Origin of the sequence: Demequina capsici (assembly GCF_032102965.1) — a bacterium.
GTDB lineage: Bacteria > Actinomycetota > Actinomycetes > Actinomycetales > Demequinaceae > Demequina > Demequina capsici.
Genome location: NZ_CP134880.1, coordinates 2,983,552 through 2,997,604 on the forward strand (window position 1 = coordinate 2,983,552; position 14,053 = coordinate 2,997,604).

The following is a 14,053-nucleotide window of genomic DNA, read 5'->3' on the forward strand; positions in this document are numbered from 1 at the left end:
ATGGCGGCGCCCGAGCGGTTCCAGGTCGACCTCGCAGGGGTCGTGGATCTGCTCGGGCGTTCGCTGTACTCCAGCCCGCGCGTCTACCTGCGGGAGCTGATACAGAACGCGGCGGATGCGATCCGGGCGCGGACCGAGGTGGAGCACGGCTTCCAGGGCACCGTGGCGATCACGCCGGCAGACGTGGGTGACGGGATGCTCGTGATCCAGGACGACGGCATCGGCCTCACCTCGCAGGAGGCGCGCGAGCTGCTGTCCACCGTCGGCCGATCCTCCAAGCGGGATCTGTTCGACCTGCCCCGCACGGACAGGCTCGGCCGCTTCGGGGTGGGACTGCTCAGCGCCTTCATGATCGGCGACGAGGTGCAGGTCAGATCCCGTTCGCTGGGCGGCGCGCCGCCGTGCCTGTGGGTGGGCCGGTCTGACGGCACGTTCACCGTGCGCGAGCTGGACGGGCCGGACGCGGCCGCAGTGCCGGTGGGATCCATGGTGTCGGTGCGGCCCCGCGCGGACGCCGCCGTGCTGGCAGCCTCCGCCTCCGTCCGCACCTCCGCGACGCGCTTCGCGAGCCATCTTCCCGAGGCGCTGCTGCTCGCTGATCCGAGCGGCGGGTGGGTGAGCATCAACGAGACACCTGGATTCCTCGGTGACGAGGTGGCTCGCCGCCTGTATGGCGAAGAGCTGCTGGGAGCCGTGCCGCTCGCGGCGATCCCGATCACCGTTGCCGCGACGGGGACTCGCGGGACCGCCTATGTGCTCCCCACGCCTCCCCCGCCCGGAACCGCGGCCCCGGCCCTGTGCCACCTGGGCGGCATGCTCGTCGGCAGCAGAGTGACCGGCCTGCTGCCCGACTGGGCGTTCTTCGCGGCGCTCGCCCTCGACTCGACGGGGCTGAACCCCACCGCGAGCCGAGAGGCGCTTGTCGACGACGACGCGCTGACCGTCACCAGGGAGGGCATCGGCACAGCCCTGCGCGAATGGATCCGACAGACTGCGATCGCGGACCCCGCACGGCTGCGCGTGTTCGCTGCCGTCCACGGACTCGCGCTGCGGCAGCTCGCATTGTCCGACCCGGAGCTTGCCGGGGTGCTCCTGCCTGCGTTGGTGGTGCCGACCTCGCACGGCGAACGTCGGCTAGGCGACCTGCTCGCCTCGGGAGAGCCGTTGCGCTACACGCCGACAGTCGACGAGTTCAGGCAGGTCGCTCCCCTGAGCGCGGAGCTCGTGATCAACGCCGGGCACGCCTACGACGAGGCGATCATGCGGCTCGTCGACCGCTTGGGCCTCGCTCGCACCGAGCCTGTGGACGTCATCGCGATCGTCGACGCGCTCGAGCGGCCGCCCGAGGAGGACGCCGAGTCCGCGCGCGCGCTCGCGCGCCGCGCCGCCGCCACGCTCGTGGATCGCGAAGGCGTGAGCGTCGACGTGCGCGTGATGCCGGGTGGTCGCATGCCCGCAGTGTTCGTGCAGGACTCCGCGATGCTCCGCGCAGCGGATCGACGGCGCGCTCGCGCGGAGGGCGACGCGCTGTGGGCCCAGGTGCTCGATGCGGTGGATGAGGCCGAGCGGCGCGACGGCGCGGACCACCCCACCGCGCGGCTCTGCCTCGACTGGTCGAACGAGGCGGTGCGCGCGCTCGCACGGCTCGAGGACGACGCGGTGCTCGCGCGCGCGATCCGCCTGATGCTGGTCACTGCGCTGCTCGAGGGGCATCATCCTGTGGAAGGGCGCGACCGCCAGGAGCTCACCGACGCGGTGAGCGAGCTCGTCGCGTTGAGCGTCGGACTGTCCGGGTTCGGCGTGGTGAGACCGGAGGACTTCGCATGAACGAGCCGGACGAGAGTCCTGACGAGGTCGAGTCCGAGGACGCGATGCCGCAGGTCGACCGGACCGCGCCGCCGCGAGCGGCGGCTGCCACGAAGGCGGCGCGTGCCGCGACGGTCGCCGCGACGCATGAGGTCGCTGCGGCGCGGAAGATCGCCAAGGAGCGATGACAGCCGCCCGCTCGCTCGCCCTGATCGCCAGGGCGGATCGGACCTGGCAGCTCGAGGAGCAGGCCTCGCTGCTCGTCGAGGCGGTGAGCCTCGCCCGCGAGGCCGACGACCTCGACGCCGAGTACGCCGCGCGCATGCGGCTCGTCCCGAACTCGGCCATACGGTTCGAGGTGTCCGAGGCCGTCACGCATCTGGCCTGGTGCGTCGTCCGCCACGACTCGGATCCGACACGCTTCCCCCGTCGCGCGTCGGGGACTGAGGATCTGCTGTACCTGGAGGACTGGACGCTCCGTCAGCTGGCGTTGTCCGACGCGTTGAGCCCGGTGCAGGTGGAGGATCTCATCGCCGAGCATGCGCGTCGGCTGGGTCCCGGCGCAGGTGAGCATGCGCTCGGGACGCTCGGGGCGCTGCATGCGTGGGCGCTCGGCGACGTCGCGCTGGCCAGCGCGCATATCGGTGCCGCGCTGCGCGTGCCGGGAGACGGTCTTGCCCACTGCGTCCGCTGCACTCGGGACATCGCCGCGCAGATCGCGGAGGCCGCCGGCGATGCCGCCGCGGTGGTCATGGCGGTCGACGACTTCGCCACGGATCCGTGCGACGACCTGGATCAGCCCGCCTCCGCCCTGTCGCGCGGGCTGTTCGCCTGGCTCGCGTCGGATCGTCGCGAGGATGCCGACTCGGCGTACGGGGTCGCGGTGCGTCGCGTGGCGGCGAGGCCGACGACTGCGGAGGTGCGGGGCCGGTTGGCGCGGTACGCGCTGGTGACGGGACGGCTGGACGAGGCTGTCGGCCATGTGGAGGCCGCGCTGCCGTACGTGCACGGCTCGGCGCTGGCGACCCACCTGAGACTGGGCGCGCTGCGAGAGATCGCGGCGGTGCTGGCCGGCCTGCAGCGCCGAGGTCTCGGAGAGCGCTGCCTGACGGGGGTGGACGTCCCGAGCGTGAGGCCCCTCCTCCCGGCTCGAGGCGAGGGGTGGACCGTGGCGACCGCCGCACCGGTCGTGCTCACGGCCGCACGGGAGCTTGCCGGGAGGTTCGACGCGCGAGCAGGGACGATGTTCCACGTGGAACAGCTGCAGCGCACGGTGTGCGGCGCGGAGTCACAGGTTCCTGGACCGCTGTTGTAACGTTTCGACGAGCCCGTAGTGCCCGCCCGCGGAGTGCGGCCCGGCACGCTGTCACCGAGGAGCCGTCATGCCCGATCCCACCACGCTCACGCTCGAGGAGAAGGCGCGCCTGGTGTTCGGCGCCGACTTCTGGACAACGGTCGGCATCGAGGACAAGGGTGTCCCGTCGGCCATGCTGACCGACGGTCCCCACGGGCTGCGCAAGCAGATGGCGGGCAGCGATCATCTGGGTATCAACGCGTCCGTCCCCGCCACCGCGTTCCCCACCGCAGCGACCACCGGGTCCTCGTGGAACCCGGCGCTGCTGGAACGCATGGGTGCGGCCCTGGCGGCCGAGTGCCGAGTCCAGGAGGTGGACGTCCTGCTCGGTCCTGGCATCAACATGAAGCGGTCGCCGCTGGGCGGGCGCAACTTCGAGTACTTCTCGGAGGATCCGCTCCTGGCGGGTGAGCTGGGAGCCGCATGGATCAACGGACTGCAGGCGCTCGGAGTCGGCGCCTCGGTGAAGCACTTCGCGGCGAACAGCCAGGAGACGGACCGGATGCGCATCAGCGCCGAGCTCGACGAGCGGACCCTGCGCGAGATCTACCTGCCGGCGTTCGAGCGCGTCGTCAAGAAGTCGCAGCCGGCGACCGTGATGTGCTCGTACAACCGCATCAACGGGGTGCGTGCCTCCGAGAACCATTGGCTGCTGACCGAGGTGCTGCGCGACGAGTGGGGTTTCGAGGGGTATGTCGTGTCCGACTGGGGTGCCACCTGGGACCCCGTCGCCGCGCTGAAGGCGGGCCTTGACCTCACCATGCCGAGCACGGGCGAGGCCGGTCCCGCGACGGTCGTCGCGGCAGTGAAGGACGGCAGCCTCGACGAGGCGGTGCTGGATCAGGCGGTCCAGCGCATCCTTGACGTGCACGCGCGGCTGCGCGCGACGCGGACCGAGGTGACGTTCGCCGCCTCGGCGCATCATGAGATCGCGCGCGAGATCGCCGCCGACTCCGCGGTGCTGCTCAAGAACGACGGAGGTCTGCTGCCGCTCGCGCAGGACGGCGGGACCATCGCGGTCCTCGGTCCGTTCGCGACCGCGCCCAGGTATCAGGGCGCAGGCTCGTCGCACGTCAACCCCACGCGGCTCGACGAGCCGCTCGCCGCCATCGCCGAGGCGACGGGTCGCGACGTGGTCCACGCCCCCGCCTATCGGTTCGACGGTGGGAAGGACGACGCCCTCCTCGGCGTCGCTGTCGACGCGGCGGCCCAGGCCGACGTGGTGGTCCTGATGCTGGGCCTGCCCGACGCGGTCGAGTCCGAGGGTTGGGACCGTGAGCACATGGACCTCCCTCAGGTGCAGCTGGACACGCTCTCGGCTGTGGCGGCGGCCAACCCTCGCGTGGTCGTCGTGCTGTCCCACGGCGCTGTCGTGTCGCTCGAGCATGTCGTGGGCAAGGCGCCCGCGATCCTCGACATGTGGCTCGCCGGACAGGCGGGTGGATCGGCGCTGGCCCAGATCCTGTTCGGGCTGGCGGAGCCGGGCGGTCGCCTCGCGGAGACCGTGCCGTGGCGTCTGGAGCACACGCCTGCGTACGTGAACTGGCCGGGCGGCGACAAGGTGGTGCGCCACGGCGAGCGCGTCTACATCGGCTACCGCTGGTACGACACCACGGACCGTGACGTCGCGTTCCCGTTCGGCCACGGGCTGTCCTACACGACCTTCGCGCACGAACTCCTGGGCGTCGATGTGCCTGACCCGACGATCGCGGCCGCCACGGTGCGGGTCCGGGTCACGAACACCGGGGAACGCGCCGGCTCCGACGTCGTCCAGGTGTATGTCGGCGACCCTGTCGCAGGCGTCGACCGCCCGGTCCGCGAGCTGCGCGCCTTCCAGAAGGTGGCGCTCGCTCCAGGCGAGGCCACCGTGGTCGAGCTCGCTCTCGATGACCGTGCCTTCGCCTACTGGGGCACGCAGGGCTGGACCGTGGAGCCCGGCGAGTACGTCGTCGAGGTGGGCCGCTCGTCGCGTGACATCGTCGCGACGCAGTCGATCGTCCTGGACGTGCCGCCGGTGGTCGTCCCCCTCGACGTCGACTCGAACTTCGGCGACTGGCTGGCGCACCCGATCGGCGCGAGGGTCCTCGAGGAGTTCGGCAAGGCTGCTGCCGCCGGCGACAGCGCGGGGATGCTGGCCGACGAGGAGATGGCGGGGATGATGCTGCAGATGCCGATGGTCAAGGTCGCGGACTTCGTCGCGCCCGGCCGGGGCGAGCAGACCGTGCGGGGCATGCTGGAGGCGCTCGAGCGGCTGGCATGACCACGCGTCCCCACGACGCGACGAGGGCCCCGGGGCTGTGACGCCCCGGGGCCCTTCGTGCCTCCGCCGCGGGGGGCGGACCGTGTCTGCTCGGTCCTCCCTCAGGTGAGGTCGGTGTCCGGGGACATCATGCGTTCCAGGAGCGATCCCGTGTCGACCGCGCCGAGGCTCAGGAACGTCTCGATGCGCTGCAGGCCGTCGATCGGCCAGATCCTCTCCAGCAGCAGCCGCTGCAGGTGGAGGTGATCGCGGAGCCTGAACCGTGTCATCAGGTCGTAGACGCCGGTGACCACGTCGAGCGAGGCCAGCTCGGGGATCCGCTTGAGATCGGTGACGATCCGCTCGAGGTCCGCGCCGGGCGCGATGATGATGGGGATGTAGACCTCCACGGGCAGGCCCAGCGTGGCCCAGTCCACGGAGACCGTGTAGCCACGGATGACCCCGAGCCGCTCGAGGCGCGCGATGCGGTCACCCACCGTGGGGCCCGAGACGTTGAGCCTCTGGGCGAGCTTGCGGTGCGAGGCGCGCGGATCCTCCGCGAGCAGCGTCACCAGCATCCTGTCGATCTCGTCGAGCATCACGGCCGGGCTGCTCGGATGGATCAGGCGCGACAGCCCGCCCATCGGGCTGTGGCCCTTGTCCGTGACGTCGCTGGGCTCGGTTCCTTCAGGCGTGTCGGTCATCTCACTTCTCATCCAGGGAGGCTGGCAACGGAGCCTCCGCCATGATGCGTGGGAACGCGGGCATCGCGACTTCCGGCTGGAGATACCTTGCCACGTAACGCACCAGGAAGTCTTCGGTGGCGTCGTCGGGCACGGTGGCGAGCAGGTGGGTGGCGCCGGCCTGCGCCCAGCCGACGACGAGCGCGCGGTCGGTGTCGAGGTCGCCTGTGAGCGCCGCGGTCGCGGGCTGCACCTGCGCGGCGCCGTCGCACGCGCCCGGATCCTCGGCGAGCATGGGCAGGCCGGTGGCGCTGCTCAGCTGCGGTGCCACGGCGCCGGTCAGCCAGACGGGCACGTCGACCTGCGACGGCTTGGGAGTGACCATGACGCTCGTCGGTGCGCCCGGGTTCAGGCCCGACGGGACGGTCCAACGCGCGCCCTGGTGGGACAGGGGCCTGGCGGCCCAGCTCGCCCGCAGCAGCCACAGGTCCTCGGCCGCGCCGTCCGCGTCCAGCTCCCCTGTGTCGACGACGCAGACGACGCGTCCGCCGCTGACCAGGTCGAGCACGGCGATCTCCTCGGCGAGAGTCACCGGGTTCTCCGCGCCCAGCGTCACCCGCGCCACGATGCGGGGATCGGTGGTGAGAGCCGCCACGGTGCTGGCGGGCACGGCTCCTTCGGCGCTGAGGTCCGCCCACAGCGCGAAGGCGCCGGACTGCTCGGCGGCGTCCACCCACGCATGGGGACGTGCAGCGCCCGTCCAACGGATTCCGATCCTCATACCGCCACCTCCAGGTCGCGAACAGCGGGAAGCACCTCGTGTGCGAAGCGCGTGAGCATGTGATCCACCCTCTCCTTGGGAGCGCCCTCGATGATGCATCGCAGCACCACGCCGTCGACGCCGGCCTCCGACACCTCGGTGAGCGCGTCGATGAGGGTCTGCGCCGATCCGACGACGGACGTGTCGACCGCCTGCTTGAGCGCGGCGTCCAGGTCGGTGGTGAAGTCCATCGCCTCGGTGGACGACTGCGCGGCCACGCTCCACCCGAGACCGGCGTAGAGGACGTAGCTGGCGCGCTGCCAGTCGAGCACCGCCTGACGCTCGGCCTCGTCGTCGGTGAGCCAGAAGTTCCTGAGCGCCACGACCTTGGGCTTGACCCCGCCGGGCCGTCCGGCCTGCTCCCAGCCTTCGCGATGCGCCTGCGCCAGCTCGGTCACGAGCGACAGCGGGTTCGCGCCTGACAGCATGATGGGCCTTCCCGCCGCTCCAGCGCGGGCCACCGCCTTGGGTGTGGCGGACCCGACCCAGAGCGTCGTCCCCGCGGGGACGGCGGTCTGCTCGAGCGCCTCGAGTCCCGCACGCTGACGCCCCAGGCGCTGCTTGCGGGCCACGCCCTTGCCGTCGAACTCGACGTCGCGGTAGCCCAGGCCCACGCCCAGGTCCAGCCGGCCGTCGGAGCCGGCGGCGATGTCGGCCGCCATGCGCGCGAGGCGCTGCGGTTCCTGGAGCGGGAGCAGCAGCATGCCCGTGCCGACCCTCAAGGTCTGCGTCACCGACAGCGCGGCCTGCGCGGCGGGCAGCAGTGCAGGGCAGTAGCCGTCGTAGAAGAAGTGGTGCTCGGAGAGCCACATGCTCTCGAAGCCCAGGCTCTCCAGCAGACGGGCCTCGTCGAGCAGCTCGCGGTACGCGGTGGCCGGGTGACGAGGCGTTGAGGCGGTGGCTTGCAGGCAGTACAGCCCGACTCCGATATCCATGCTTCCTCCGAGGGTGGGACGTTCGACAGCACCATAGCCAATCGATGTTTCAAGTGTCAGTCGATTACGTCCTTCTAGTTAACGTACGCGCAACATCTGTGATGTTTGATGTGCGTATGACAAGCACTTCGATCGACGGTACAGCATTTGTCACGGGCGGCGGCAGCGGCCTGGGCCGTGCGGTGTGCCTGCGGCTCGCCGCCCGCGGCGACCGCGTCGTCGTCGCTGACAGAGACGCGCTCGCCGCCGCAGAGACCGTGGAGATGATCGCTCAGGCGGGAGCCAGCGCCCGCGCGGTGGCGCTCGACGTGACCGACGCTGAGGCCGTCGCGGACGCCGTCCGCAAGGCCGACGAGGCCGCGCCCCTGCAGACCGTCGTCACCTGCGCGGGCGTCGCGCGCCCCAGCGCCCTGCTGTCGTCCTCAGCCTCCGAGCTGGACCTCGCGCTCGACGTCAACGTGAAGGGGACGTACCACGTGATCCGCGCCGCGGCCCAGCTCATGGTGCCCCGCGGCGCCGGGGCGATCGTCACCGTCGGCTCCACGTCCTCGTACACCGCATCGAGCACGCCGATGTTCGCCTACGACACCTCGAAGGCGGCGGTCCGCATGCTGACCGCGGCGCTCGGGCGCGAGCTCGCTCCGACCGGCGTGAGGGTCAACGGCGTCGCGCCGGGAACGATGGACACGCCGCTCATGCGCGGACTCGGAGCGGATGAGGCGTCGCTGAGCGAGATGGCCGCCGCGCGCATCCCGGCCGGACGGCTCGGCAGGCCCGAGGAGGTGGCCGACGCGGTCGCATTCCTGAGCGGGCCCGAATCGTCGTACATGTGCGGACAGATGATCGTGGTGGACGGAGGATGGCTCTCATGACGGTGACCGTGATCACGGGAGGCGGCGCCGGCATCGGCGCATCCGTCGCGCGACGACTCGCGGCGCGAGGTGACTCGCTGGTGATCGCCGACCGCGATCCGAGCGCCGCGAACGCCGTGGCGGACGAGGTCGGCGGCGTCGCGGTCGCGGTCGACGTGGCCGTGCCCGGATCCGGTCGGATCGTGGTCGACGCAGCGCTCCAGACCTACGGGCGCCTGGACGCCGTCGTCGCATGCGCGGGCATCGAGAGAGGTGCCCCTGCGGCCCAGATCTCCCGCGAGACCTTCGAGCAGGTCTACGCGGTCAACGTGCACGGCTCCTTCGACGTGGCGCAGGCCGCCTTCCGGGTGTTCGAGCGTCAGGGCGAAGGAGGGAGGATCGTGCTCATCGGCTCAGCGAACTCCATGGTCGCCCTGCCCGGCCAGAGCGCCTACGCCTCGTCCAAGGGCGCCGTCCTGATGCTGGCGCGATCGCTCGCAGTCGACTGGGCCCACGCAGGGGTGACCGTCAACGTCGTCGCTCCGGGCGTCACCGACACCGCCATGTCGTCCCAGTCGCTGAGCGACCCGACGAAGCGCGCGTCCCTCATGTCCAAGATCCCCATGGGCAGGCCCGCCCGGCCGGAGGAGATCGCGGAGGCGGTCGAGTTCCTGTCCTCCGAGCGCACCTCGTACATCACGGGCGCCTACCTGCCCGTCGATGGCGGCTGGCTGGCCGCAGGCTGACGGAGACCCCCATGATCATCGGCGCCAGGCTTCCCCACACCGGACCGCAGGCGTCAGGTCGCGCCGTCGTGCAGGCGGCGATCGACCTCGAGGCTGCCGGACTGGAGTCGCTGTGGGTGAGCGACCACATCGCGCAGCCCCACGTCATCGAGTCGGCGTACCCGTTCGAGGCGGACGGCGTCGCGCGCTGGTCCACGCAGCATCCCGATCTCGAGGCGCTCGTCACCCTCGCGATGGTGGCGTCGGTGACGCGCGACGTGCGCTTGGGCACCGCGATCCTGCTCGCTCCCCTGCGTCAGCCGGTGCTCGCCGCGAAGCAGATCGCGACGATCGCCTCGGCAGCCCCCGGCAGGGTCGCCATCGGGATCGGAGCGGGCTGGCTTGCCGAGGAGTTCGCGGCGCTCGGGATCCCCTACGAGCGACGGGGGCGCCGCACCGAGGAATGGATGACCCTGGTGCGACAGTGCTGGACGGGCTCCGCAGGACCCTTCGATGGTGAGTTCTACACGCTGCCAGGGCCGATCGTCGCGCTCCCCGCGCCCGACCCCATGGTCCCGCTGTACACCGGTGGCCACTCGCCAGCGGCGCTGCGGAGGGCCGGCCGATCCGCGGACGGATGGGTAGGTCAGCAGTCGTTGGACCAGCTCGACCCCAGCGCGCTCGCCGGGGCGATCGCCGTCATCCGCGGCGCGGCGGCCGCAGCCGACCGTGATCCCGCAGCGATCCACGTGGTGCTGCGGCTGGTCGGGAGCGCCGGCGCGCAGCGCAGGACGGTCGCCGCGCTCCCGGCCCTCGCGGCCGCGGGCGTCGACGAGGTGATCCTGGACACCCCGCGCGAGCCCGCGTCGTCCGGTCAGGAGATCGCCGCCTACCGCGAGGCGGTCGCCTGACCGGGAGCGATCCGCGGTGCGCGCGGCAGCCGCGAACGTGAGCTCAGCGCTCCGTCGCAGCCTCGCGCCACTGTGCGACGGCCGCCGCGGCGCCCGCCTGGATCAGGCTCGTGTCGGTGAAGCCCGCCACGTCGTCGAAGCCGAGCTCACGCATCCGCAGCGCACGCTCCAGCCCTCCCGCGAATCCGCGTGCGCGCAGGCCCGCCGCGTGCGCGGCATCCACGACGCGAGGCAGCGGCGCATCCGGGGCGTCGTCCGCGAGCAGCGCGTCCACGGTGGTGCCCAGGCTCGCAGCCAGGTCGAACGGGCCGACGAACAGCGACTCGGCGCCGTCGGTCGCCGCGATCCGTTGCACGTCCTCCAGCGCTGCGGCCGTCTCGATCATGAGCGAGACCGCCACGGCAGCGTTCGCGTCGGCCATGGAGGTGATCGCCTCACCGCTGAGCAGCGTCGACGGCCCGAAGCTGCGGCTGCCCTGCGGCGGGTACAGGCAGGCCGCGGTGATCGCGCGGGCCTGCTCGGCGGATTCGACCATGGGGACGATGACCCCGTCGGCGCCCATGTCGAGCACGGCTCCCAGCGTGGAGGGGGAGCCGTCCGGGGTCCGCACCCAGACGGGGACGCGTCCGGTCGCGTGACGGCTCGCCAGCAGCGCGGTGCGGAGGGACGAGGCGTCGAAGGCGCCGTGCTGGGCGTCGAGCACCACCCAGTCGGGGCTTGCGGCGAGCAGGGACAGGACCACGTGCGGCTCGCCGAGGCTGCTCCACGCTCCGAGCGACGCTGATTCAGTATGCAAGGTCATGACCGCACCATACCTTTCAGTTGGCAGTCAAAGTGCGCCTGAGAGTGACAGTTTGCATGAATGTAACGCGATATGCGCTTTCACGAAACAACTGACGAATAGCGTGTGAGACCAATTCCAACGACGGTTCGCACTCGTCGCCTCGACCCCTCGGGACGCCGACGGGACGCGACCCGTCACCTGCCGGACGAAGGGAACCCGATGTCAGTCCCCACGCTGAACCCAGGGAGGTCAGCCGCTCACGTGCCCGGCTCAGGGATACGTGAGGTGGTCAACGCCGCGATGGGTCGCGAGGACGTGATCCACCTGGAGATCGGCGAGCCCGGCGCACGCACTCCGGCGCACCTGGTGGAGGCTGCCCACAGTGCGATGGGCTCGTCGAACCGCTACACGCACAGCGCGGGCATGCCGGCGCTGCGCGACGCGATCGCACGCAGGCTCCACCGCGCGTACGGGCTGAGCGCCGCCGAGGACGACATCGTCGTGGGCCAAGGCGCTGTCGAGGCGCTGCTCGCCACCATCGTCGCCGTCACCGACCCTGGTGACGAGGTCCTGGTGCCGGACCCGGCGTGGCCCAACTATGAGATGCAGACGCTCATGCGGGGCGCCGTGCCGGTCCGCTACCCCCTGCGGCCGGAGAACGGCTTCGTCCCCGACATGGCCGACATCCGTCCGCTGCTCGGACCGCGCACCAAGGCGATCGTGGTCAACAGCCCGTCCAACCCGACCGGCGCCGTCTTCTCCCGCGCCGTCATGGCCGAGCTCGTGGAGGAGGCGGCCCGGGCCGGACTGCTGGTCATCTCCGACGAGGTCTACGACCAGATCATCTTCGACGGCGACCATGTCTGCGCGGCCGCGCTCAACCCGGAGGGCGTCGTCTCCGTCTTCAGCTTCTCGAAGACGTACGCGATGACCGGCTCCCGGGTGGGCTACCTCACCGGACCCCGGTGGCTCGTCCCCACGATCGCGAAGCTCCAGGAGCCGATCCTCTCCTCCGTGTCGACCGCGTCGCAGGCCGCCGCGATCGAGGCGCTCAACGGACCGCAGGACTTCGTCGCCACGTCCCTCGCGTCCTATCGCGATCGGCGCGACCTCGCGCACACGTTGCTGGCAGACGCCGGGATCGCGGCGCCGATGCCCGCGGGCGCCTTCTACATGATGGTCCCGCTTCACCAGCAGGCCGACTCACGCCGGGCCGCGCTCGACCTGATCGGACACGGCGTCGCCACGGCGCCCGGCACCGCCTTCGGAGACGTCGCCCGGCACTTCCTCCGCATCTCGCTCGCCGCGGCCAGGCCCGACCTCGAGGAGGGCCTCGCCAGGCTGGCGGGCTGGTACCACCGGACGAACGGAGGCATCGGCCGATGACCGACCACACGACAGCCTCGTATGAGGGACGGCCCTCGCAGGAGGGCACACCGATCGTCGAGCTGACCGACATCAAGAAGCAGTTCGGGGAGCTCGAGGTGCTCAAGGGAATCGACCTCGTCGTCAACCGAGGCGAGAACGTCGTGCTGCTCGGCCCGTCGGGCTCGGGCAAGTCCACCCTGCTGCGCACCATCAACCTGCTCGAGCCCCCCACATCCGGCTCGCTGCTGGTCGACGGCGAGGAGTACGCCGCCTTCTGGCCCCCGAGCAAGCCGTCCGCCACGCGGGTGCTCGAGCTCCGCCGCAAGGTCGGCATGGTGTTCCAGCAGTTCAACCTGTTCCCGAACATGACCGCGCTCGACAACGTGGCGCTCCCGCTGCGCTCGGTGCGCAGGCTCTCCAAGGCGGACGCGCGAGAGCGAGCCGCCGTCGAGCTCAAGCGGGTGGGCCTGATCGAGCGCGCCGGCCATTACCCGGCGCAGCTGTCCGGCGGCCAGCAGCAGCGAGTCGCGATCGCACGCGCGCTCGCGCTCGACCCCCAGGTGCTGCTCTTCGACGAGCCGACGTCGGCGCTCGACCCCGAACTCGTGGGAGAGGTGCTGAAGACGATGCGCGTGGTCGCGGAGTCCGGCATGACCATGGTCGTCGTCACGCACGAGATCGGGTTCGCCAAGGAGATCGGGGACGTCAACGTCTTCATGGATCAAGGGCGGGTCGTCGAGACGGGCGGCCGCGAGTTCTACGACGAGTGCCGCACGGACCGGGCGCGTGAGTTCATCAAGGCGGTGCGATGATGGCGATGACCACCTACGACTGGAGCCTGATCGGCGACAACTGGCGGCTGCTCCTCGACGGCCTCGTGGTCGCGCTGCAGGTCTCGATCGTCGCGCTGGTGATCTCCCTCGTGGCGGGCCTGCTGCTGGCGCTCATGCGGCTCTCGAAGGGTCCGCAGCGCTGGATCGCCGCGGCCTACATCAACATCTTCCGCGGCGTCCCCGCCCTGGTCAGCGTGATCTGGGTCTACTTCGGCGTCTCGCTCGCCTTCGGCATCAACTTCACCGTCTTCCAGGCCGGCGTGATCGCGCTGTCGCTGCTGTACAGCGCCTTCCTCGCGGAGATCTTCCGGTCGTCGCTCAGCGCGGTGCCGGCGGCGCTCACCGAGGCGGGGCAGGCGCTCGGCATGCGGCGTTCCCGGATCTTCGTCTCGGTGGTCCTCCCGCAGGCGACCAAGATCGCGCTTCCCAACATCGGCAGCATGTTCATCGGGATGGTCAAGGACACCTCGACCTTCACGGTCATCGGCCTGCTCGAGGTGGTGAGGGTGACGCAGAACCTCGTGTCGACCACCTTCCAGCCCTTCGTCCTGTACACCGCGGCGGCCGCGATCTACGTTCTCGCGGCCTTCGCGATCGACTTCCTCTTCCGCGCCCTGGAGAGCTCCACGACGAGCCCGCCCGCGGGTTCGATCGCGCGGCTCCTCCGATCGCGGGAGAGGGCGCGGATCGAGGAGATCGCAGCGCGGCATACCGAGGCTTCCTGACGCGCACGGGCGTCAGGCG

General features: G+C 71.1%; 14 protein-coding genes. 10 read left to right on the plus strand and 4 right to left on the minus strand.

Annotated elements, in window-relative coordinates:
* From RN607_RS14145 to RN607_RS14160, 4 genes are all read left to right on the plus strand, one after another.
* Positions 1 to 1,827 carry an HSP90 family protein gene (locus tag RN607_RS14145; RefSeq protein ID WP_313543290.1) on the plus strand — a complete coding sequence of 609 codons (1,827 nt, stop codon included), beginning with the start codon at positions 1 to 3 and terminating at the stop codon, positions 1,825 to 1,827.
* A complete protein-coding gene (locus RN607_RS14150) occupies positions 1,824 to 1,994 on the plus strand; it encodes a hypothetical protein (RefSeq protein ID WP_313498320.1) in 171 nt (56 codons plus the stop codon). Before RN607_RS14145 ends, RN607_RS14150 begins: the two co-directional genes overlap by 4 nt.
* Positions 1,991 to 3,121 (plus strand): hypothetical protein, encoded by a 1,131-nt coding sequence (locus tag RN607_RS14155; protein ID WP_313543292.1) that lies wholly within the window; start codon positions 1,991 to 1,993, stop codon positions 3,119 to 3,121. The genes RN607_RS14150 and RN607_RS14155 overlap by 4 nt, the downstream gene beginning before the upstream one ends.
* Before the next feature lie 67 nt (positions 3,122 to 3,188).
* The gene (locus tag RN607_RS14160; RefSeq protein ID WP_313543294.1) at positions 3,189 to 5,420 is read left to right on the plus strand and encodes a glycoside hydrolase family 3 C-terminal domain-containing protein; all 2,232 of its coding nucleotides are present in this window, start codon (positions 3,189 to 3,191) and stop codon (positions 5,418 to 5,420) included.
* A 101-nt stretch (positions 5,421 to 5,521) separates the two neighbouring features.
* Here RN607_RS14160 and RN607_RS14165 read toward each other — a convergent pair whose 3' ends face one another.
* The 3 genes from RN607_RS14165 to RN607_RS14175 are packed head-to-tail and all read right to left on the minus strand — an operon-like array spanning position 5,522 to position 7,837.
* Complete coding sequence (locus RN607_RS14165; RefSeq protein ID WP_313543296.1) at positions 5,522 to 6,103, minus strand: Lrp/AsnC family transcriptional regulator; 582 nt, start codon at positions 6,101 to 6,103, stop codon at positions 5,522 to 5,524.
* A gap of 1 nt (position 6,104) precedes the next feature.
* Entirely contained in the window at positions 6,105 to 6,863 is a 759-nt protein-coding gene (locus RN607_RS14170) for an LLM class flavin-dependent oxidoreductase (RefSeq protein WP_313543298.1), read from the minus strand.
* Positions 6,860 to 7,837 carry an LLM class flavin-dependent oxidoreductase gene (locus tag RN607_RS14175; protein WP_313543300.1) on the minus strand — a complete coding sequence of 326 codons (978 nt, stop codon included), beginning with the start codon at positions 7,835 to 7,837 and terminating at the stop codon, positions 6,860 to 6,862. Before RN607_RS14175 ends, RN607_RS14170 begins: the two co-directional genes overlap by 4 nt.
* Positions 7,838 to 7,953: 116 nt before the next feature.
* On the opposite strand from RN607_RS14175, the gene RN607_RS14180 reads away from it, so the two are divergent.
* The 3 genes from RN607_RS14180 to RN607_RS14190 are packed head-to-tail and all read left to right on the plus strand — an operon-like array spanning position 7,954 to position 10,324.
* Positions 7,954 to 8,709, plus strand: a complete 756-nt coding sequence (locus RN607_RS14180; protein ID WP_313543302.1) for an SDR family NAD(P)-dependent oxidoreductase — start codon at positions 7,954 to 7,956, stop codon at positions 8,707 to 8,709.
* Complete coding sequence (locus RN607_RS14185; protein WP_313498331.1) at positions 8,706 to 9,434, plus strand: SDR family NAD(P)-dependent oxidoreductase; 729 nt, start codon at positions 8,706 to 8,708, stop codon at positions 9,432 to 9,434. Before RN607_RS14180 ends, RN607_RS14185 begins: the two co-directional genes overlap by 4 nt.
* A gap of 11 nt (positions 9,435 to 9,445) precedes the next feature.
* Complete coding sequence (locus RN607_RS14190) at positions 9,446 to 10,324, plus strand: TIGR03619 family F420-dependent LLM class oxidoreductase (protein WP_313543303.1); 879 nt, start codon at positions 9,446 to 9,448, stop codon at positions 10,322 to 10,324.
* A 43-nt stretch (positions 10,325 to 10,367) separates the two neighbouring features.
* Here RN607_RS14190 and RN607_RS14195 read toward each other — a convergent pair whose 3' ends face one another.
* Positions 10,368 to 11,126, minus strand: a complete 759-nt coding sequence (locus RN607_RS14195) for an HpcH/HpaI aldolase family protein (protein ID WP_313543305.1) — start codon at positions 11,124 to 11,126, stop codon at positions 10,368 to 10,370.
* A gap of 201 nt (positions 11,127 to 11,327) precedes the next feature.
* Between RN607_RS14195 and RN607_RS14200 the strand changes: the two genes are divergently transcribed.
* From RN607_RS14200 to RN607_RS14210, 3 genes are read left to right on the plus strand one after another with little or no spacing between them, the layout of a single operon-like run.
* Positions 11,328 to 12,494 carry a pyridoxal phosphate-dependent aminotransferase gene (locus tag RN607_RS14200; RefSeq protein ID WP_313543307.1) on the plus strand — a complete coding sequence of 389 codons (1,167 nt, stop codon included), beginning with the start codon at positions 11,328 to 11,330 and terminating at the stop codon, positions 12,492 to 12,494.
* On the plus strand, positions 12,491 to 13,288 hold the full coding sequence (locus RN607_RS14205; RefSeq protein ID WP_313543308.1) for an amino acid ABC transporter ATP-binding protein: 798 nt from the start codon (positions 12,491 to 12,493) through the stop codon (positions 13,286 to 13,288). Before RN607_RS14200 ends, RN607_RS14205 begins: the two co-directional genes overlap by 4 nt.
* Positions 13,288 to 14,034, plus strand: a complete 747-nt coding sequence (locus RN607_RS14210) for an amino acid ABC transporter permease (RefSeq protein ID WP_313543310.1) — start codon at positions 13,288 to 13,290, stop codon at positions 14,032 to 14,034. The genes RN607_RS14205 and RN607_RS14210 overlap by 1 nt, the downstream gene beginning before the upstream one ends.
* The last annotated feature ends 19 nt before the right edge of the window (positions 14,035 to 14,053 follow it).